A 16,914-nucleotide genomic window follows, 5' to 3' on the forward strand; every position below is an offset into this window, starting at 1 on the left:
CTCGCTAAAAAAGGAGCATGTTGAGTTGCTTAGCCATGGAGGGAACGGGCCATGCGTGCAGTGGAAATCGTCAGCAATCTCTACAAAGCCTATGCGGACCGCGACATCGAGGGCGCCCTGGCGCATTGCTCCGAGAATGTCGTATTCCGTTGGATCGCCGATCCCCGGCAATCGCGTCATGCCGGCACCGCGCACGGCAAGCAGGAATTCCTCGCGAGGCTCCTGGCGCTCGACGATGACTTCGAATACCGGCACGTTGTCCCGGTCGAGATCATCGACGGCGGCGACAAGGTCGCGGCGCAGGTCGAGATCCACATGACGCGCCGCACCACCGGCGAGGAGTTCGTCATGCGCACCGCCAATTTTTGGACGGTCCGCGACGGCGAGATCATTGAGATGGTGGAATATTACGACACCGCGCTGGCCGCGTCGGTGTTCTGAAAAAAATCGAGCCGATCTGTCGGATCGCCAATTGCCGCCTCGTCCTTGGGGTGCCGGCACGATGATGCTGGCGTCAACCAGGGAGAATTGTCATGTCGGTACTGTCATCCATCGGCCGCCTTGCGAACCGGTACGCGCAGGCGCGTGCCCGTCACCGCAGCGAGCGCATCCTGCTTTCGCTGCCCGCCGAGCTGCGCAAGGACATCGGCTTTCCGGAGATTTTCGAAACGCGCGAAAGCCGCCGCACGGCCACCTTCTCGGCGAAGGTCATATAAAGTGGCACTTTCGATGCGATTGTCTTCCAGCCTCGCCGGTCGCCCGGACTGTCTGCGACCGGCGCTTTAAAAAATTCCCGAAGGCCATGTAGGATCGCCAACGCTTCATTCGTCCTCAGAGCAATTCCAGGAAAAAGTGTGAAACGGTTTTCCGTCAGGAATTGCGTAGAAACGAAGAGATAGGGCGGTTCGCCGTTGCCGCGAAATGGTGAAGCGCCCGGGCTCGCAAGCCAGATCAACCCCGTGAAGAGGAACACGCGAATGAACGACCAGACCCCGCCCCGCGCCAAGGTCCTTGGCGGACTGACCCCCTATCTGCAGGTCGACGGCGCCATCAAGGCCGCCGAGTTCTACAAGAAGGCTTTCGGCGCCGAGGAAGTGTTTGCCTATCCGCCGGACGACAAGGGCCGCACCATGCACATCCATCTCTACGTCAACGGCTCGACGCTGATGCTGGGCGATGCCTATCCCGAACACGGCCATCCGCATCAAGCGGCGCAGGGCTACACGCTGCAGCTCCATCTCGGCAGCGACGATATCGATGCCTGGTGGCAGCGCGCGGTCGATGCCGGCTGTGAAGTCGTCACCCCGCTGCAGGTGATGTTCTGGGGTGACCGCTGGGGCCAGGTGAAAGACCCCTTCGGCGTCGCCTGGGCAATGAACGCGCCAGTGAAGTGAATTTCCTAGCGAGCAGCGGCGCCCGTCGATGGCGGGCATGACGCGCTCACTCGCGCCGGGTCGTACCCCCGCCGGCCCGGCGCCCGATTTCACCAAAGAGGAGACCGCCATGTCCTATGTCGATGGCTTCGTGCTCGCCGTGCCGAAGGCAAATCTCGATGCGTACAAGAAAATGGCTGAGAAAGGCGGCGCCGTCTGGATGGAGCACGGCGCGCTCGCCTATGTCGAATGCGTCGGCGACGACGTGCCCTATGGCGAACTGACCTCGTTCCCGCGCGCCGTCCAGGCAAAGGACGATGAGACCGTCATCTTCGCCTGGGTCGTCTATGAATCGAGGCAGAGCCGCGATGCGGTCATGGCCAAGGTGATGGCCGATGAGCGTCTCAAGATGGACTGGTCCGCCATGCCGTTCGACGGCAAGCGCATGATCTTCGGCGGCTTCCAGCCATTCGTCGAGCTTTGACGAGCTGACGCGACGCCTCTGCGATTGGCCGAAACACTCATCACTTCGTCATCCTATGGCGAAGCAAGGAGCGAAGCGACGCGGCGCAGACCATAGGATCCATGCCGTTACCTATGAACGTCACGGCGGTGCAGAACGACCTCTGTTCTGCGCCGCCTTTACGCTTCGCGCGAGGTCACGGAATGGATCCTCGGGTCTGCGCCGCGTCGCTTCGCTCCCGCTCCGCCCGTGGATGACGAAGTTCGGGCGCTTCGGCCAGTGCCGCGCCAGGGCTGAGTGCTTCGGCCGGCGAAGGCCGGAAGCGCAGGGAACCGCCATTCGCAGGCCGGCCTCACCTCAAGATCAGCCTAGCTTGTCCAGCAGCGGCTTCAGCCTGTCGCCATAGCGCTTCCACAGATCGACCGAGCCCTGATACATCGGCTGGCGCACCTGTGCCGCCGATGCGGTGCGCACCGGCCGGTCCGTCTCGTGGAACGACAGCACCTTGTCGTCCCAGGGCAGGCCGAGATGCGCCATCAGCGCCCGGGTCTGCCCTTCCTGGTCGGCGACGAAATCCTCATAACGCACATCGTGCACGACGCCCGGCAACACCTTGTGCCAATGCGCCATGATGTCGGCATAGAGATTGTGGAAATCGGCGAGTTCGCCGAGGTCGTAACCGTAGCGGTGGCTGTCGCCGCGGAAATGCACCTTGAAGATCGACAGGCAAGTGGCCGCCGCATCGCGCGCGCAATGGATGATCTTTGCCTTCGGCAGCATCATGTGCAGGAAGCCGACCAGCAGGAAGTTGCCCGGCATCTTGTCGGTGACATGGCGCAATCGCGGATAGCGGGCATGCAGCATGTCGAGATAGGCCTGCCCCGCCTCGGCAAAAGCGCTGTCGGGCATGTCGGCTATCCCGGCGGGAAAGCCGCCTGGCATGCTCATCGGAAACTGCTTGCCGACGGCCGTCTTCAGGATGCTCAGCTCGCCCGCCCCAAACACCTGCGGGTGGCTGGCGATGATCTGCTCGACCAGCGTCGTGCCGGAGCGCGGCATGCCGACGACGAAGATCGGCGTGTCGTCGGAAATGTCGCTGGGCTTGTGCCTGTCGAAGAAGGCCTTGTCGAAGGCCGCCTTCATCGCCTCGAATTCGCTGCGCGTGCGCACCGGGTCGTAGTCGATGCCCCGACGGCGGATAGCGTTGCCTTCGGCGAAATAGTCGAAGGCGCGGCCATAGTCCTTGAGGTCGTCATTGACCTTGCCCAGGCCGAAGGAGAGCTGCATGCGTGCCAGGCTGCCCTGCGGCGCCTTGGCATGCTCGGCTTCCATGCCGGAAAGCTCCTTGTCACGCTCGATCTGGCGCTTGACCTGCGTGAGCAGCAGCCAGGCCTTCGCCATGTTCGGAGCGATCGCCAGCGCCTGGCGGGCGAGATCGGTCGCCTCGTCGAGCTTGCCCTTCTCCATCATCGCGACGCCCAGCCCGTAGAGAAGCTCGGCGTCCTTCGGCCGGATCGACAGCGCCTCGCGAAACAGCGTGATCGCCTCGTCAAGCCGACCGGCTTCCTGCATCGTCTCGGCAAGACCGACACGCGCGCGGACATGGAACGGGTTGCGGCCGATCGTGCCGCGATAGATCTCCTCGGACGCGTCGAGCTGTCCGATCTGCCGCAGCGACGAACCGAGATTGTCACGCGCGGCCAGCTGGTCCGGCCGTATATCCACCGCGCCGCGGAAGAAATCGACCGCGGCGGCGACGCGCCCGAGATCGCGCATGACCGTGCCCATATTGTTGAGGAAGTCGGCATTTTCGGGCTGCAAGGTCACGGACTGCTCGATGAGATCGAGCCCCTCCTCGCTCCTGCCGGTCTGGTGCAGCAGCAGCCCGAGGAAATGCAGCGCGGCGGCATGGTTCGGCTGCTGCCCCAATACCTGCCGGTAGAGCCCCTCGGCCTCCTGGCGGCGCCCTGCCTGGTGCAGCTGCAGCGCCTTTTGCACATACGGGTCGAGCGGGCTCGCCGAGCCACCTGGCTTGCCGCCCGCGTTTGCCGCTCTTCTGTGATCTCTGTTAATGGGAAACCTGCCGTATTTGTTGGTCCGCCGGACCTAAGCCATGCGGGCAAGAGATTCAAGGCTAAGCGTCGCCACGCGCGCTGCTATGTCCATCTCCGCCTGCGGAGACGGATCCAGCAGTCTCCTCTAACAGGGCCCGTCGCCAACGATGCGATAGTCCGCTGCGCGGGCCTCGCATGCATTCGGGAAAGTGCGCACTTGCCCGTTGCGCCTGGCGCAGACCGGCGCGTATTCGCGCATGCAGAAGGTTTGTTCGCCGCCGCCGCCACCGCCGCCGCGGCAAGGACCGTCCCGCACGATGCGGTAGCCTTCCCTTTCGGCCAGGCAGGCATTGGCGAAGGTCTGGCGGTCGCCGTCGCGCCGGGCGCAGACCGGCTGGTATTGCATGGTGCAGAGCTGTGGACGCGGCCTGGGCGGGCGCGGGCCCGGCCCATCGTCGACGACGACGGTACAGGCCGCCAGCAGCGCGGACAGGATGAAAATGACAAGGCCCTGCCGGGAGATCGCAAGAAATCGCATGTGTCCCTCCTCCGTCCCGGCGCCACGATGCCGGCTCGCGATATCCTTGCATCCTCCGCGGCAAACGCAAAGGCTGAATGCCCGCATTCGAATGCCTTCGCTGGCCCATGCTTGGCCCGTCTCTGGCCGATGACCGGTGATGAGGCCGGGTCTATCGAGACCCTGCGTTGGACGAGCCGCGGGCCTTCCGCGACCGCTGTCTTGCAACCATCACGTTTCCGTGTAATAAATTTCCCCGTTCGGGCATTTGCGACCCGGAGAGCGGAACGTTTTGGACGACCTTTCCCCGACAAGTGTGAATCTCTGACAGCCCCGTTTTTCGGCGGGGGGTTTGACCATGCGCAAATGCATGACCGCCGAAGCAACCACCGGGAATTGCCTGAGGCGCTAGGCAGCGGGCAAACCACAAGACTGACGGGTGAAGGAGTTTCCCCAATGGCCCAGACCGGCACCGTAAAGTTCTTCAATGCCACCAAAGGCTTCGGCTTCATTACGCCCGATGGCGGCGCCAAGGACGTGTTCGTCCACATCTCCGCGATCGAGGCTTCCGGCCTGCGCACGCTGGTCGACGGCCAGAAGGTTACCTTCGACGTCGAACCGGACCGCATGGGCAAAGGCCCGAAGGCGGTCAACCTGCGCGCCGCCTGATCGACGCAACCGGCCAGTCCTTGCGGATGCAATGATGCGGCAGGATGATGAACAGGCTTCTCGACAGGCCCGAAATTGCGAAGGCGCGACGGTTTCGTCGCGCCTTTTTTGCACGCAAATGCTTGGATCGGCAGGCGAAAACTTTCTCTTGCCGATAGCGCTAAAATAAAGGACAAATTTCCTTTCGGGCAGTTTGCCGGCCCGAGACTTGACTTGATGGGACCAAAGGAGTTTCCCATGCCGCAGACCGGCACCGTCAAATTCTTCAACCATGCCAAAGGCTTCGGCTTCATCACGCCCGATGATGGCGCGAAGGATGTCTTCGTCCACATCTCGGCTGTGCAGGCGTCGGGCCTTCCCGGTCTTGAGGATGGGCAGAAAGTCACATTCGACACCGAGCCTGACAAGCGCGGCAAGGGTCCGAAGGCCGTCAATCTGTCAATCGGCTAAGCCGGCTCACGACGGATCCGACGGAGGCTGTTGAGGCGGGCCATCTCCCGCCCTGAATGGATTGTGCCCTGGCCTCGAAAAATCGGTCATGCCGATTTCTGTTCAGCCTCCGTTCAGCCACGGTCCTCTATTAACCTTTGCTAAAGCCGGTCCGCATCCCCTGAAAAATGCGCGGACCGGTGCGAAGGAGACCGAAAATGAACCGTTTTCTCAAGACCGCCATCCTGACCGCAGGCATTGCCGCGACCACTTTGGCCACCTTCTCGGCCGCCAATGCCGATGACTGGCGGTGGCACCATCATCGTGATCGCGGCGGCGACGCCCTCGCAGCCGGCGTTGTCGGCCTCGCGGCAGGCGCCCTGATCGGCAGCGCGCTCAGCAACCCCGGCCCGAGATATTACGACCCGGCCTATGATGACGGCTACTATGTCGACCGGCCGGTGCGTCGCTACTACGTGCAGCAGCCGCGCGTCGTTTACGCCGACCGCTATGCCGAGCCATGGACCCGGGCCTGGTACGAGTATTGCTCGGATCGCTACCGCAGCTTCAATTCCCGAACCGGCACCTTCACCGGCAATGACGGCGATCAGCATTTCTGCGTCGCCAACTGACCGCAGCAAACAGTGAAACGGCCAGGTTCGGCGCCTTCGCCGTAGCCTTCCATCCGGCTGGGTTCCCTGCCCAAGAAAAGCGCCTCCAGCGGCGCTTTTCTTTTGCTTGCAAGGTCAGGTCAGAAAGGGATTGGTCCGCCGCTCGTCGCCAAAACGGCTGCCCGGGCCATGGCCGCAGATGAAACCGATATCGTCGCCAAGCGGCAGAAGCTTGTCCTTGATCGATGCGATCAGCGCGGCATGGTCGCCGCCAGGCAGATCGGTGCGCCCGACCGAGCCGCGGAACAGCACGTCGCCGACATGCGCGAATTTCGCTGCCCGGTTGAAATAGACGACGTGGCCCGGCGCGTGCCCCGGGCAATGCAGCACCTCGAATTGATGATTGCCGAACGACACCGTCTCGCCTTCGGTGAGGAAACGGTCCGGCACGCAGTTGCGCACGCCCGAAATGCCATAGCGCCTGCCCTGGTTCTCGAGATTGTCGAGCAACATCTTGTCGGCCGCGTGCGGGCCGATAATGTCGATGCCCAGCGCCTCCTTCAGCTCCATCGCGCCGCCGGCATGGTCGATATGGCCGTGCGTGATCCAGATTGCGCCGGCGTCGATGGCATTGTCCTTCAGCGCGGACAGTATCTTGTCGACATCGCCGCCGGGATCGACGACGACGCCGTTCTTGTCGTCCATGTCGAAGAGAATGGTGCAATTCTGCTGGAAGGGCGTGACCGGCACGATGCCGGCATTGAGCTGACCCATGGCTTTCCTTTCGAGATGCCGCCCTGATGTAGAGGCCCCTGATTTAGAGGCCATGGCGAGCCGCGTCCACCGTCGACCGGAGCGAATAAACCTCGAAAAGAAATGGGCGGCCGGAGCCGCCCATGCGATGGCCCGAAGGGGATATCTGGGCCTATTTCTTCATCGCGCCCATCACCGCGCCGATGATGGCGGTCAGGATGGCGCCGCCGCCGGCGCCGCCGACGATGTTTGGGATGTTCAACGCGCTGCCCAATCCGCCCGCTGCCGCCGCAGCAGCCGCCGGATCGACCGTACCGCCGCCGAGCAGGCTGCCCAGGATGGCCGCGCCGCCGACGCCGCCGATGGCGCCGCCGAGGATTTTAGGAAGCTGGCCCAACGCCGCCGTTTTCAGCGCCGCGCCGACTGCCTGACCGCCGATAACACCCGTAATCACCTGAATAACGATCGCAACAAGCGTGTTCGTATCCATGTACCTAGTCCCTCCATAGCCGCCAGCCTCCTCGGGCCGACGCCATCATGAGACGCCGAATTGTTCGAAAGTCAAATGCGCGAGCGCTTAAATAAAAGGGGCGGCTGGAAAACCGCCCCTATTGCACAAAAAAGCTGTGACTATCGCTATTCTGCGGCGATGGCGTGCTTTGGTTGCACCGCAGCGGAATAGTCATTCATCAACGTCTTGGCGATCTCGCCGACCTCGAATCGGTATGGCCCAATCTCCGAAACCGGCGTGACCTCGGCTGCGGTGCCGGTGAGGAAACACTGCTCGAAACCTTCGAGCTCCTCCGGCATGATGATGCGCTCGACCACTTCGAAACCGCGGTCCTTCGCCAGGCCGATCACCGTGCGGCGGGTTATGCCGTCGAGGAAGCAGTCGGGCGTCGGCGTATGGATCTTGCCGTCCTTGACGAAGAAGATATTGGCGCCCGTGGCTTCCGCCACCTGGCCGCGCCAATCCAGCATCATGGCGTCGGCATAGCCCTTGGCCTCGGCGGCATGCTTGGACAGCGTGCAGATCATGTAGAGGCCGGCGGCCTTCGACTTGGACGGCGCGGTGCGCGGATCGGGCCGGCGCCATTCGGCGACATCGAGGCGGATGCCCTTGAGCTTCTGCGCCGGGTCGAAATAGCTCGGCCACTGCCAGATGGCGATAGCGCAGTTGATGCGGTTGTTCTGCGCCGAGACGCCCATCTGCTCGCTGCCGCGCCAGGCGATCGGACGCACATAGGCGTCCTGAAAACCCTGCTTCTTCAGCAGCGTGCGGCAGGCCTCGTCGATCTCGGCGACCGGATAGGGAATCTTGAAACCGAGCAGGCGCGCCGATTCATGCAGGCGCTCATTATGCTCGGTCAGCTTGAAGATCTGGCCGCCATAGGCGCGCTCGCCCTCGAAGACGGCGCTGGCATAGTGCAGGCCATGTGTCAGCACATGGACCTTGGCGTCGGCCCATTTGACGAACTCGCCGTTCATCCAGATGAAGCCGTCCAATTGATCGAAAGGAACGGATGCCATGGAAACCTCCCGCGGGCGGGCGCCCGCAAATCGTTATGTCATATGGCCTTTCGCGCCGGTCCCGCCACGGGACCCGAAACGCTGGCCAGTACTTGAAAGCGTAGGCGGATATTCAATCCGTGGCAAACTCAGGAAGTTCCGGAAAAAAGGCTTCCTCTTGCCTTTTCGTTCGCAATCCGCCGAAAAGCTTGTCAAAAATTATCATTGCCCGGAAATTACGTCAATAGTACTGACATAATTCCGCCTCGCATGGAGAAATGATGACGAGCCCCGCAGCCGGAAAACCGATCAGGACGGCCATCACCGATGAGGACGGCATCGATTTCGCCATCATCGAACTGTTTTTCTTCGCCTATCGCGACTTTACCTCCGACCCGGACCAGATCCTCGCCGATTACGGCTTCGGCCGCGCCCATCATCGTGTGCTGCACTTCGTCAACCGCAGGCCGGGCCTTACCGTCGCCGAACTGCTCGATGTGCTGAAGATCACCAAGCAGAGCCTTGCGCGGGTTTTGAAGCAGCTGATCGACACCGACCATATCGTCCAGGTGCAGGGTCCGCGCGACCGCCGGCAGCGCGAACTCTACCCGACCGCCAAGGGCCGCGCCCTGGCCCTGGCTCTGGCACGGCCACAGTCGCGCCGCATCCGTGCGGCATTGGAAGACTCCGGAACCACCGAACGCGCCACGATCGAGCGATTCCTGGAAGCGATGGTCAATCCGGAACTAAGGGCGCAGATCGACATTGTGCCTGCGCAAACATCGAGGAAGAACCATGGAGACCATTGAGAAGGTTGATCATCCGGCCGCGCCCGACGATGACGCGCCGCATCTTCTGGTTGTCGACGACGACACGCGTATCCGCAACCTGCTCAAGCAGTATCTGTCCGAGAACGGTTTTCGCGTCACGGTCGCCGGCAATTCCGGCGAGGCCCGGCGCAAGCTCGCCGGCCTCGACTTCGACCTTCTGGTGCTCGATGTCATGATGCCGGGCGAAACCGGCGTCGACCTCACCAAGGCGCTGCGGGCCGACAAGAACGTGCCGATCCTGATGCTGACGGCGCTGTCCGAGACCGACAGCCGCATTACCGGGCTGGAGGCCGGCGCCGATGACTACCTGCCAAAACCGTTCGACCCGCGCGAACTGATTCTGCGCATCAACAACATCCTGCGCCGTGGCGGCCCGGCGGCGACGCCGAAGGTAGAGCAGTTGGTGTTCGGACCCTACACGTTCCAGATCGCCAAGCGCGAATTGAAGCGCGGCGGCGAGGCGCTTAAGCTGACCGACCGCGAGCAGGAGATCCTGGCGATCTTCGCGGCTCGGGCTGGCGAGACCATACCGCGCCATGAACTGGTGGGCGATGAATCGGATGTCGGCGAGCGCACCATCGATGTCCAGATCAACCGGCTGCGCCGCAAGATCGAGCGCGATCCGTCCAATCCGGTGTGGCTGCAGACGGTGCGCGGTATTGGGTATCGGCTCAGCGTGGAATAAGTTAGCGTCGAAGGCCCTTTGCTGAACAGGCCATCGACGAGCGGAAGGGCGAATGGCGACCACGCAACTGGAAAAGCGCAAGGACGGCGGCTTCGGCGTACTCGCGATGCGCACGCTGAGGGCGATGCCGCGCGCCTGGAACCGGTTCTGGCGCCTGGTCGCGCTCTACATGCCGAAGCGGCTCTACGCCCGCTCGCTGATCATCGTCATCGCGCCGATGATCCTTTTGCAGTCGGTCGTCGCCTTCGTCTTCATGGAGCGCCACTGGCAGACGGTCACCCAGCGCCTGTCGCAGGCGACCATCTCGGACATAGCGGCCGTCATCGACATGATGGAGACCTATCCGCACGACGCCGACTACGCCAACATCATCCGCATCGCCCAGGACCGCATGCAGTTGAAGGTCGACCTTTTGCCGCCCGACCCGCTGCCGCCGCCTGGCCCGAAACCGTTCTTCTCGATCCTCGACGAGGCCTTATCGTCGGAGATCACAAAGCAGATCAACCGTCCGTTCTGGATCGACACGGTCGGCAATTCCAACGTCGTCGAGGTCCGCGTCCAGCTTGAAGGCAAGGTGCTACGCGTCTTCGTGCGGCGCAGCCAGGCTTATGCCTCCAACACCCACATCTTCCTGATCTGGATGGTCGGCACCTCGCTGGTGCTGTTGATGATCGCCATCCCCTTCCTGCGCAACCAGATCAGGCCGATCCTGACGCTCGCCGAGGCCGCCGAGAGTTTCGGCAAGGGCCGGCCGATGCCGCGCGATTTCCGCCCGCGTGGCGCCGAGGAAGTCCGCCGCGCCGGCTTCGCCTTCATCCAGATGCGCGAGCGTATCGAGCGCCAGATCGAGCAGCGGACCGCCATGCTGACCGGCGTCAGCCACGACCTGAGGACCATCCTCACCCGCTTCAAGCTGCAGCTGGCGCTGGCCGGCGGCAAGTCCGAGACCAAGGCCGCGCTCAACCAGGACATCGACGACATGCAGTCGATGCTGGAAGGCTATCTCTCCTTTGCCCGTGGCGAGGCCGCGGAGGACACCGGCCGTTTCGATCTCAAGACCTATCTCCAGAAGCTCGGCGAGGAAGCGCAACTGCGCGGCTGCAAACTCACGACGACACTGACCGGCGATCCGGCCGTGCATGTGCGGCCAAACGCTTTCGCCAGGCTCCTGTCCAATGTCATCGGCAACGCTTTTCGCTACGCCAAGACGGTCGAGGTCCACGCCAATCACGGTCGCGGCTCACTCACCGTCACCATCGACGATGACGGCCCGGGCATCGCTGCCGACAAGCGTGAAGAGGTGTTCAAGCCGTTCCTGCGGCTCGACGAGGCGCGCAACCTCGATGCCAGCGGCACCGGGCTCGGCCTGTCGATCGCCCGCGACATCGCCCGCAGCCATGGCGGCGACATCAGTCTCGAGGACAGCCCGCTCGGCGGCCTGCGCGCCGTGATCAAAGTACCAGCATAGTCGGAGCATGATCCGAGCCTTCGGTTCGGATAAGATTCATGCTCAATCAAAAAGCAGCTTCATCCGCCCGTCATGAAATCATGGTCAAGAGCGCGCATGAAGCGCGCGACCTCTGTTGATTCGGCCCTGCCGCCCCGCTTCGATCCCGCGCCTGCCCGGGTGCGCTGGAGCGAGGCGCGGACCGCTGCCTGGTTGCCGTTCCGGAATTATTGCGGCAAAGGGCCGTCATGCGCATCGGGATCGCCATGCGCATCCTGATGGTCACCGACGCCTGGCGGCCGCAGGTCAATGGCGTGGTGCACACGCTGGAGCGCCTCACCGAGGCGCTGAAACCCTTCGACGTCGAGCTCGATTTCCTGACGCCCAACCTCTTTCGCACCTTGCCGATGCCGACCTATCCCGACATCCGGCTTGCGCTGACGACACCGGGCCATGTCGGGCGCCTGATCGAGGCCGCCAAGGCCGACCATATCCACATCGTCACCGAGGGTCCGCTCGGCATCATGGCGCGCCGCCATTGCCGCAGGATCGGCCGTCCCTTCACCACCAGTTACCACACGCGCTTTCCCGAATATCTCAGCGCCCGCCTGCCGGTGCCGGAGAGCTGGGCCTACAACTGGCTGCGCGACTTCCATAATTCCGGACAGGGCACGCTGGTGGCGACACAATCGCTGGCGGACGATCTCGCGGCACGCGGGTTCAACAAGCTGAGACCCTGGACGCGCGGCGTCGACACCGACCATTTCCGGCCGGACAGACGCAAGGAAACCGAATTTGCCCGCCCGGTTTTCCTGTGCGTCGGCCGCGTCGCGATCGAAAAGAACCTCACCGCCTTCCTCGACCTCGACCTGCCCGGCAGCAAGGTTATCGTCGGCGAAGGACCGGAACTGGCAAAACTCAAGGCGCGCTATCCCAACGCGCATTTCCTCGGCCACCGTCCGAACGACGAGCTGGCCGAGATCTACGCGTCGGCCGACGTCTTCGTCTTCCCGAGCCGCACCGATACTTTCGGCAACGTCATCATCGAGGCGCTGGCCAGCGGAACACCCGTCGCCGCCTTTCCGGTAACCGGGCCGATCGACATTGTCGGCGATGGCGTCGGCGGAGCTGTGTCGCAAGATCTGGCCGAGGCAGCAACGAAGGCGCTTCACGTCGATCGCGCCGAGGCCCGCGAACGCGCCATGCGCTACAGTTGGCAAGCTTGCGCCGAAATGTTCCTCGACGCGGTCGACGAAGCGCTGGGCAGGACGCGGAAGTTGGCGGCCTGACCCTCCCCTTCGTCATCCACGGGCGAAGCGGCGGCGAAGCCGCGCGCAGAACCGAGGATCCATTCCGTGACCTGCGAGCGTTTGCTGCGGTGGAGAATTTGCAGAATTGAGCCGGCGACGCGATCGCTCGTTCTCGGTGGGCGACTTCTCAATGGTCAGGTAAAAATAGCCGCGCTGTTCTGGGCCGCCGCAAATCTTCCGCCGAGGTAACGGCATGGATCCTCGGGTCTACGCGTCCGCTACGCTCCCGCTCCGCCCGTGGATGACGAAAGCACTGCGATCCCGCGACCCGACATGGCTGTCGGCGATCCAGCCTAGAACAGCCTCCCGCCGTCCGGCACCTTGCGCTCGATGGCGCCGAGCACCACGGCGCCTTCTTCATCGGGAAAGCCGAGCGTCAGCACTTCCGACATGAACGGACCGATCTGGCGCGGCGGGAAGTTGACCACCGCGAAGACCTGCCGGCCGATCAGCGTTTCCGGCGCGTAGTATTTGGTGATCTGCGCCGACGACTTCTTGATCCCGATGGCCGGACCGAAATCGATCTTCAGCTTGAACGCCGGCTTGCGCGCCTCCGGAAACGGCTCGGCCTCGACGATCGTGCCGGCACGGATGTCGACACGGTCGAAATCGGCAAAGCTGATCTCGGGCTTGCGCTCGCTGCTGGAACTCATCGGTATATCGGCTTGGTTCAGGCGTTTCCGTGGGTCTCAAAGAGCACGCTGGACAGCGCGTCCTTGGCCGATGTACCCGACCAGACGACGAACTGGAAGGCCTGGAAATAGCATTCGCAGGCTTCGAGCGCCGAGGACAAAAGCACCTCGACCTGCTGGCTCGATGGCTCGACCCCGCCGGCAAGCAGCAGCGACTGCCGGAACATGATCGCGCCTTCCTGCTCCCAAAGATCGAAATGGCCGAACAGCATCTGCTCGTTGATGAGCGACAAGAGCCGCATCACTTCCAGCGCCCGCGTCTCCGGCACCTTGATGTCGAAGGCACAGGCCAGGTGCAGCGCCTCGAAATCCTCCATCCAGGAAAAGGAGACGTGATAGTCGGTCCAACTGCCGGCCACCGAAATGGAAATCTCGTCGTCGCCGGCACGCTCGAAGGACCAGTCGTTGTTGTGGGCCACCTGCTCGATGACATCCACCGGGTGGATTTCGCGGGAGAATTCGAGTTCGAGAAGTTCCATGGATGCTTCCTGTGTTCAGGGGAGCGCCACGCGCTCCGCGGGGCACACACGACGAACAATCTTGTCTAGAACTCGGACGGCCAGGAACTTCTCAAACGCAGAGACCCCAGACCGGACCCCACCGCCCGGCGCATGACCCTGCTTCGAATCATGCAACAAATTCAGTCTATTGATCGGGAGTCGCGTGAACAGCCCAATTTTTCGCACTGCGTCATAAGCATGTGGAAAGGTCGCTGTCACAAAGATTCATGCAATGCCGGTAAGCGATTCACGGCAAAGCGATTTTTCGGATCGCGCTATGTGGAAAAGTTTAATAATTATTTTTTCGCGCGGGGCTTCGCAGCACCCGCAGGTGCGGCCTGTCCGGTCAGTTCGGCGAGCCTGGCCTCGAGCGCCTCGACGCGCGTCGCCAGCTGGATATTGTCTTCCCTCGCCTTGACCGCCATCTCGCGCACGGCCTCGAATTCTTCGCGCTGCACCACATCCATGGAATTCAGCATGCGCTCGGCCTGCGCCCGAAACGCCGTCTCCACCTCGCGCCGCACGCCTTGCGCGGCACCTGCTGCATCGGTCATCAGCTTGGCGAATTCATCGAGAACGCGGTTCGGTCCGGTCGACATGGCAGATCCTCGCTTTGTCGTTTTGACGTAGTGGCGCGCGGCGCGGAATGCAAGAACGTTAAGGGTTGAAGCTTCCTCTGCGTTGCTATGGCGCACGGCTGTGCCATGCCTTGCCTGCGCAAAGCTTTCAAATCGCCCCAAGCTGTACTTGAAGACGCCAATTCGCCTATTGTGTTGCGTATCGCTTCAGCACTCTTCAAGGTCAACCAATGGCAACGCCCCCGCGCCGACCGATAAATCCGATGGCCGCCGCAGAAGCCGCCTTCAAGCCGGCCAAAAAACCAGCGGCCCCAATTCGCGAACCCGCTGCCGCCCCGAATGTCCGTGAGCTTGTTTCGATCAGGATCGACCGGGCCGTGCTGGATCATTTCCAGGAAGATGGTCCCGGCTGGCAGGACAGGATCAACGACGCGTTGCGGCAGATGATAGCCACCAAGCCTCAGGATTGAGCTCCCCGCCTGTACGGTGCCCACCTTGCCTTGACCCCGCCAAAACCCTGCCGCATGGTCCGCGCCCAATCGTGACCGTCACCGGGGAGACCCCAGTTTGAGCGAATATTTCCTGCTGCCGCTGGCCTCGCTGCCCTTCCCCAACATCGATCCGGTCATCGTCAACATCGGGCCGCTGGCGGTGCACTGGTACGGCATCGGCTACATCGTCGGCATTCTCTTTGCCTGGTGGTACGCCAAGCGGCTGGTCACCAACCCTCGCCTCTGGCCGGACGGCAATCTGCCGATGAAGCCCGAGGACCTCGACGACTTCATCGTCTGGGCGGCGATCGGCGTCGTGCTCGGCGGCCGCACCGGCTACGTGCTGTTCTACGACCTGCCGCGCTACATCGCGCATCCGCTCGACATCGTCGCCGTCTGGCAGGGCGGCATGTCGTTCCATGGCGGCCTGCTCGGCGTCATCCTCGCCATGACGCTGTTTTCGCTCAAGCGCGGCATTCACACCTGGACGCTGTTCGACGTGGTCTCGGCTGGTGTGCCGGTCGGTCTCGGTCTTGTGCGTGTCGCCAACTTCATCAATTCCGAGCTTTGGGGCCGGCCGACCGATGTGCCCTGGGCAATTGAATTCCCCAATGGCGGGCCGTTCACCCGCCACCCCAGCCAGCTCTACGAGGCCGTGCTCGAAGGCCTCGTGCTCTTCCTGGTGCTGCGTTTCCTGACCCATTCGCGGCTCAAGCTGAAGACCCCGCGCTTCGTCGGCGGCGCCTTCATCTGCGGCTATGGCCTGTCGCGCATCTTCGTCGAGTTCTTCCGCGAGCCCGACCAGCAGCTCGGCTATCTCCTCGGGACCAACTGGCTGACCATGGGCATGATCCTGTCCACGCCGATGGTGCTGGCCGGCATCTGGGCCATGGCGACGGCGAAGCCGGCGCCGCAATCGCTGGCGGCATGAGCCGGCTGAAGCAGCGCATCATAAGCCTGATCGGCGCGACGGGGCCGATACCGGTCAGCGAATATATGGCGCTTTGCCTGTTCGATCCCGACGACGGCTATTACATGACGCGCGAGCCCTTCGGCGCCGCCGGCGACTTCATCACCGCGCCCGAGATCAACCAGATGTTCGGCGAGCTTGTCGGCGTCTGGCTTTACCAGGCGTGGCAGGGCGCCGGCCGGCCCCTGCCCGCGACCTTTGCCGAGATCGGACCGGGCCGCGGCACGCTGATGAAGGATATGCTGCGCACCTGGTCGCGGCTCGATCCTGCCCTCGCCGGCAACGCCTCGTTCGCCTTGATCGAGACCAGCCCGCGCCTTGCCGAAATCCAGAGAGAGACGCTTGCCGGCCAGGACGCAAAGCTTGCCTGGCACCAGACCGTCGACACGCTGGCACGACAGCCGCTGTTCATCGTCGGCAACGAACTGTTCGACGCCGTGCCGATCCGGCAGTTCGTGCATCTTGGCGAAAGCTGGCGCGAACGCATGGTCGGCCTCGACGACAATGACGACCTGCGCTTCTTCGCGGGCGCGGGCTCGCTCGATCCCACGCTGCTGCCCGACAATGCCTCAGACGCGCCTGAAGGCGCCATCGCCGAGGTGGCCCCCGCACGCGCGGCATTGATGGCGGCGATCGCCGAGCGTATCGGCACGCCAGGCGGCGCGGGCCTTTTCATCGATTATGGCCATTTGCAGCCAGGCATCGGCGACACGCTGCAGGCCTTGCGCCGACACGAACACGAAGACGTGCTGGCCAATCCCGGCGAGGCCGATATCACGTCCCATGTCGATTTCGCCGCCCTTGCCGCGGCAGCCCGCTCCGTCGGGCTCGATGTCGAGATGACGACGCAGGGCGAATTCCTGCTCGGCATGGGCCTGCTCGAGCGCGCCGGCACGCTCGGCGCCGATGCTGATGCCAAGGCCCGTCAAGCCATTTCGGACGCGGTTGAACGCCTGGCCGGCCCAGAGGCGATGGGCGAGCTGTTCAAGGTGATGAAGGTCCTGCCGGCGGCGGGAGCCGCCTGAGCCAGGCG

The 16,914-nt window shown here is 63.2% G+C and carries 22 protein-coding genes; 14 read left to right on the top strand and 8 right to left on the bottom strand.

All coding sequences use genetic code 11. The annotated features are described in order from the left end of the window. Positions 1-51: 51 nt before the first annotated feature. The 4 genes from AC0L2L_RS17375 to AC0L2L_RS17390 all read left to right on the top strand — a co-directional run bounded on the left by AC0L2L_RS17375 (position 52) and on the right by AC0L2L_RS17390 (position 1,857). Positions 52-441 (top strand): nuclear transport factor 2 family protein, encoded by a 390-nt coding sequence (locus AC0L2L_RS17375; protein ID WP_473579805.1) that lies wholly within the window; start codon positions 52-54, stop codon positions 439-441. A gap of 92 nt (positions 442-533) precedes the next feature. Continuing rightward, a complete protein-coding gene (locus AC0L2L_RS17380; RefSeq protein WP_027169923.1) occupies positions 534-716 on the top strand; it encodes a hypothetical protein in 183 nt (60 codons plus the stop codon). Between the two features lie 261 nt (positions 717-977). Further along, entirely contained in the window at positions 978-1,394 is a 417-nt protein-coding gene (locus AC0L2L_RS17385) for a VOC family protein (RefSeq protein WP_095766546.1), read from the top strand. Between the two features lie 109 nt (positions 1,395-1,503). Beyond that, the gene (locus AC0L2L_RS17390; protein ID WP_473579806.1) at positions 1,504-1,857 is read left to right on the top strand and encodes a DUF1428 domain-containing protein; all 354 of its coding nucleotides are present in this window, start codon (positions 1,504-1,506) and stop codon (positions 1,855-1,857) included. A gap of 342 nt (positions 1,858-2,199) precedes the next feature. On the opposite strand, the gene AC0L2L_RS17395 is transcribed toward AC0L2L_RS17390, so the two are convergent. Together AC0L2L_RS17395 and AC0L2L_RS17400 are read right to left on the bottom strand one after the other, a co-directional pair. Then, positions 2,200-3,834 (bottom strand): tetratricopeptide repeat-containing sulfotransferase family protein, encoded by a 1,635-nt coding sequence (locus AC0L2L_RS17395; protein ID WP_473579807.1) that lies wholly within the window; start codon positions 3,832-3,834, stop codon positions 2,200-2,202. A 201-nt stretch (positions 3,835-4,035) separates the two neighbouring features. Beyond that, complete coding sequence (locus AC0L2L_RS17400) at positions 4,036-4,428, bottom strand: Kazal-type serine protease inhibitor domain-containing protein (RefSeq protein WP_473579808.1); 393 nt, start codon at positions 4,426-4,428, stop codon at positions 4,036-4,038. Positions 4,429-4,863: 435 nt separating this feature from the next. Here AC0L2L_RS17400 and AC0L2L_RS17405 point away from each other — a divergent pair, with 435 nt between their 5' ends. The 3 genes from AC0L2L_RS17405 to AC0L2L_RS17415 all read left to right on the top strand — a co-directional run bounded on the left by AC0L2L_RS17405 (position 4,864) and on the right by AC0L2L_RS17415 (position 6,137). Further along, positions 4,864-5,076, top strand: coding sequence for a cold-shock protein (locus AC0L2L_RS17405; protein ID WP_006202520.1), 213 nt, complete (start codon positions 4,864-4,866; stop codon positions 5,074-5,076). Positions 5,077-5,313: 237 nt separating this feature from the next. After that, positions 5,314-5,526 carry a cold-shock protein gene (locus tag AC0L2L_RS17410; RefSeq protein ID WP_006202521.1) on the top strand — a complete coding sequence of 71 codons (213 nt, stop codon included), beginning with the start codon at positions 5,314-5,316 and terminating at the stop codon, positions 5,524-5,526. A 197-nt stretch (positions 5,527-5,723) separates the two neighbouring features. Next, positions 5,724-6,137, top strand: a complete 414-nt coding sequence (locus AC0L2L_RS17415; protein WP_027169928.1) for a BA14K family protein — start codon at positions 5,724-5,726, stop codon at positions 6,135-6,137. A gap of 114 nt (positions 6,138-6,251) precedes the next feature. On the opposite strand, the gene AC0L2L_RS17420 is transcribed toward AC0L2L_RS17415, so the two are convergent. The 3 genes from AC0L2L_RS17420 to AC0L2L_RS17430 form a co-directional block, all read right to left on the bottom strand. After that, positions 6,252-6,890: an MBL fold metallo-hydrolase gene (locus AC0L2L_RS17420; protein ID WP_473579809.1), complete on the bottom strand. Its 639-nt coding sequence runs from the start codon at positions 6,888-6,890 to the stop codon at positions 6,252-6,254. Between the two features lie 151 nt (positions 6,891-7,041). Further along, on the bottom strand, positions 7,042-7,359 hold the full coding sequence (locus AC0L2L_RS17425; protein WP_027169930.1) for a hypothetical protein: 318 nt from the start codon (positions 7,357-7,359) through the stop codon (positions 7,042-7,044). Between the two features lie 146 nt (positions 7,360-7,505). Further along, positions 7,506-8,399 (bottom strand): branched-chain amino acid aminotransferase, encoded by an 894-nt coding sequence (locus AC0L2L_RS17430; RefSeq protein ID WP_473579810.1) that lies wholly within the window; start codon positions 8,397-8,399, stop codon positions 7,506-7,508. A 257-nt stretch (positions 8,400-8,656) separates the two neighbouring features. Between AC0L2L_RS17430 and AC0L2L_RS17435 the strand changes: the two genes are divergently transcribed. The 4 genes from AC0L2L_RS17435 to AC0L2L_RS17450 all read left to right on the top strand — a co-directional run bounded on the left by AC0L2L_RS17435 (position 8,657) and on the right by AC0L2L_RS17450 (position 12,629). Further along, positions 8,657-9,187 carry a MarR family winged helix-turn-helix transcriptional regulator gene (locus tag AC0L2L_RS17435; protein ID WP_473579811.1) on the top strand — a complete coding sequence of 177 codons (531 nt, stop codon included), beginning with the start codon at positions 8,657-8,659 and terminating at the stop codon, positions 9,185-9,187. Then, positions 9,174-9,893, top strand: coding sequence for a response regulator (locus AC0L2L_RS17440; RefSeq protein WP_140827952.1), 720 nt, complete (start codon positions 9,174-9,176; stop codon positions 9,891-9,893). The genes AC0L2L_RS17435 and AC0L2L_RS17440 overlap by 14 nt, the downstream gene beginning before the upstream one ends. A gap of 52 nt (positions 9,894-9,945) precedes the next feature. Further along, positions 9,946-11,361 (top strand): ATP-binding protein, encoded by a 1,416-nt coding sequence (locus AC0L2L_RS17445; RefSeq protein ID WP_473579812.1) that lies wholly within the window; start codon positions 9,946-9,948, stop codon positions 11,359-11,361. A gap of 245 nt (positions 11,362-11,606) precedes the next feature. Next, positions 11,607-12,629, top strand: a complete 1,023-nt coding sequence (locus tag AC0L2L_RS17450; protein ID WP_473579861.1) for a glycosyltransferase family 4 protein — start codon at positions 11,607-11,609, stop codon at positions 12,627-12,629. A gap of 314 nt (positions 12,630-12,943) precedes the next feature. Here the strand turns inward: AC0L2L_RS17450 and AC0L2L_RS17455 are convergent, their stop codons facing one another. The 3 genes from AC0L2L_RS17455 to AC0L2L_RS17465 all read right to left on the bottom strand — a co-directional run bounded on the left by AC0L2L_RS17455 (position 12,944) and on the right by AC0L2L_RS17465 (position 14,441). Then, positions 12,944-13,303, bottom strand: a complete 360-nt coding sequence (locus AC0L2L_RS17455) for a tRNA-binding protein (RefSeq protein WP_027169936.1) — start codon at positions 13,301-13,303, stop codon at positions 12,944-12,946. 17 nt (positions 13,304-13,320) lie between these two features. Continuing rightward, positions 13,321-13,821 (bottom strand): type III secretion system chaperone family protein, encoded by a 501-nt coding sequence (locus tag AC0L2L_RS17460; protein ID WP_040989643.1) that lies wholly within the window; start codon positions 13,819-13,821, stop codon positions 13,321-13,323. Positions 13,822-14,138: 317 nt separating this feature from the next. Continuing rightward, complete coding sequence (locus AC0L2L_RS17465) at positions 14,139-14,441, bottom strand: accessory factor UbiK family protein (RefSeq protein WP_027169938.1); 303 nt, start codon at positions 14,439-14,441, stop codon at positions 14,139-14,141. Between the two features lie 209 nt (positions 14,442-14,650). Between AC0L2L_RS17465 and AC0L2L_RS17470 the strand changes: the two genes are divergently transcribed. The 3 genes from AC0L2L_RS17470 (at position 14,651) to AC0L2L_RS17480 (ending at position 16,906) form a co-directional block, all read left to right on the top strand. Further along, positions 14,651-14,890 carry a BrnA antitoxin family protein gene (locus AC0L2L_RS17470; protein WP_473579813.1) on the top strand — a complete coding sequence of 80 codons (240 nt, stop codon included), beginning with the start codon at positions 14,651-14,653 and terminating at the stop codon, positions 14,888-14,890. Positions 14,891-14,987: 97 nt separating this feature from the next. After that, entirely contained in the window at positions 14,988-15,842 is an 855-nt protein-coding gene (gene lgt, locus AC0L2L_RS17475) for a prolipoprotein diacylglyceryl transferase (protein ID WP_473579815.1), read from the top strand. Next, positions 15,839-16,906 (top strand): class I SAM-dependent methyltransferase, encoded by a 1,068-nt coding sequence (locus AC0L2L_RS17480; protein WP_473579816.1) that lies wholly within the window; start codon positions 15,839-15,841, stop codon positions 16,904-16,906. Before lgt ends, AC0L2L_RS17480 begins: the two co-directional genes overlap by 4 nt. The last annotated feature ends 8 nt before the right edge of the window (positions 16,907-16,914 follow it).

Source organism: Mesorhizobium sp. WSM4832, assembly GCF_055811115.1.

What these genes read in the sequence shown, in the direction of transcription:
- AC0L2L_RS17375 (WP_473579805.1), top strand. Translation starts at nt 52, where the DNA reads ATGCGTGCAGTGGAAATCGTCAGCAATCTCTACAAAGCCTATGCGGAC.
- AC0L2L_RS17380 (WP_027169923.1), top strand. Translation starts at nt 534, where the DNA reads ATGTCGGTACTGTCATCCATCGGCCGCCTTGCGAACCGGTACGCGCAG.
- AC0L2L_RS17385 (WP_095766546.1), top strand. Translation starts at nt 978, where the DNA reads ATGAACGACCAGACCCCGCCCCGCGCCAAGGTCCTTGGCGGACTGACC.
- AC0L2L_RS17390 (WP_473579806.1), top strand. Translation starts at nt 1,504, where the DNA reads ATGTCCTATGTCGATGGCTTCGTGCTCGCCGTGCCGAAGGCAAATCTC.
- AC0L2L_RS17400 (WP_473579808.1), bottom strand. Translation starts at nt 4,428, where the DNA reads ATGCGATTTCTTGCGATCTCCCGGCAGGGCCTTGTCATTTTCATCCTG.
- AC0L2L_RS17405 (WP_006202520.1), top strand. Translation starts at nt 4,864, where the DNA reads ATGGCCCAGACCGGCACCGTAAAGTTCTTCAATGCCACCAAAGGCTTC.
- AC0L2L_RS17410 (WP_006202521.1), top strand. Translation starts at nt 5,314, where the DNA reads ATGCCGCAGACCGGCACCGTCAAATTCTTCAACCATGCCAAAGGCTTC.
- AC0L2L_RS17415 (WP_027169928.1), top strand. Translation starts at nt 5,724, where the DNA reads ATGAACCGTTTTCTCAAGACCGCCATCCTGACCGCAGGCATTGCCGCG.
- AC0L2L_RS17420 (WP_473579809.1), bottom strand. Translation starts at nt 6,890, where the DNA reads ATGGGTCAGCTCAATGCCGGCATCGTGCCGGTCACGCCCTTCCAGCAG.
- AC0L2L_RS17425 (WP_027169930.1), bottom strand. Translation starts at nt 7,359, where the DNA reads ATGGATACGAACACGCTTGTTGCGATCGTTATTCAGGTGATTACGGGT.
- AC0L2L_RS17430 (WP_473579810.1), bottom strand. Translation starts at nt 8,399, where the DNA reads ATGGCATCCGTTCCTTTCGATCAATTGGACGGCTTCATCTGGATGAAC.
- AC0L2L_RS17435 (WP_473579811.1), top strand. Translation starts at nt 8,657, where the DNA reads ATGATGACGAGCCCCGCAGCCGGAAAACCGATCAGGACGGCCATCACC.
- AC0L2L_RS17440 (WP_140827952.1), top strand. Translation starts at nt 9,174, where the DNA reads ATGGAGACCATTGAGAAGGTTGATCATCCGGCCGCGCCCGACGATGAC.
- AC0L2L_RS17445 (WP_473579812.1), top strand. Translation starts at nt 9,946, where the DNA reads ATGGCGACCACGCAACTGGAAAAGCGCAAGGACGGCGGCTTCGGCGTA.
- AC0L2L_RS17450 (WP_473579861.1), top strand. Translation starts at nt 11,607, where the DNA reads ATGCGCATCCTGATGGTCACCGACGCCTGGCGGCCGCAGGTCAATGGC.
- AC0L2L_RS17455 (WP_027169936.1), bottom strand. Translation starts at nt 13,303, where the DNA reads ATGAGTTCCAGCAGCGAGCGCAAGCCCGAGATCAGCTTTGCCGATTTC.
- AC0L2L_RS17460 (WP_040989643.1), bottom strand. Translation starts at nt 13,821, where the DNA reads ATGGAACTTCTCGAACTCGAATTCTCCCGCGAAATCCACCCGGTGGAT.
- AC0L2L_RS17465 (WP_027169938.1), bottom strand. Translation starts at nt 14,441, where the DNA reads ATGTCGACCGGACCGAACCGCGTTCTCGATGAATTCGCCAAGCTGATG.
- AC0L2L_RS17470 (WP_473579813.1), top strand. Translation starts at nt 14,651, where the DNA reads ATGGCAACGCCCCCGCGCCGACCGATAAATCCGATGGCCGCCGCAGAA.
- AC0L2L_RS17480 (WP_473579816.1), top strand. Translation starts at nt 15,839, where the DNA reads ATGAGCCGGCTGAAGCAGCGCATCATAAGCCTGATCGGCGCGACGGGG.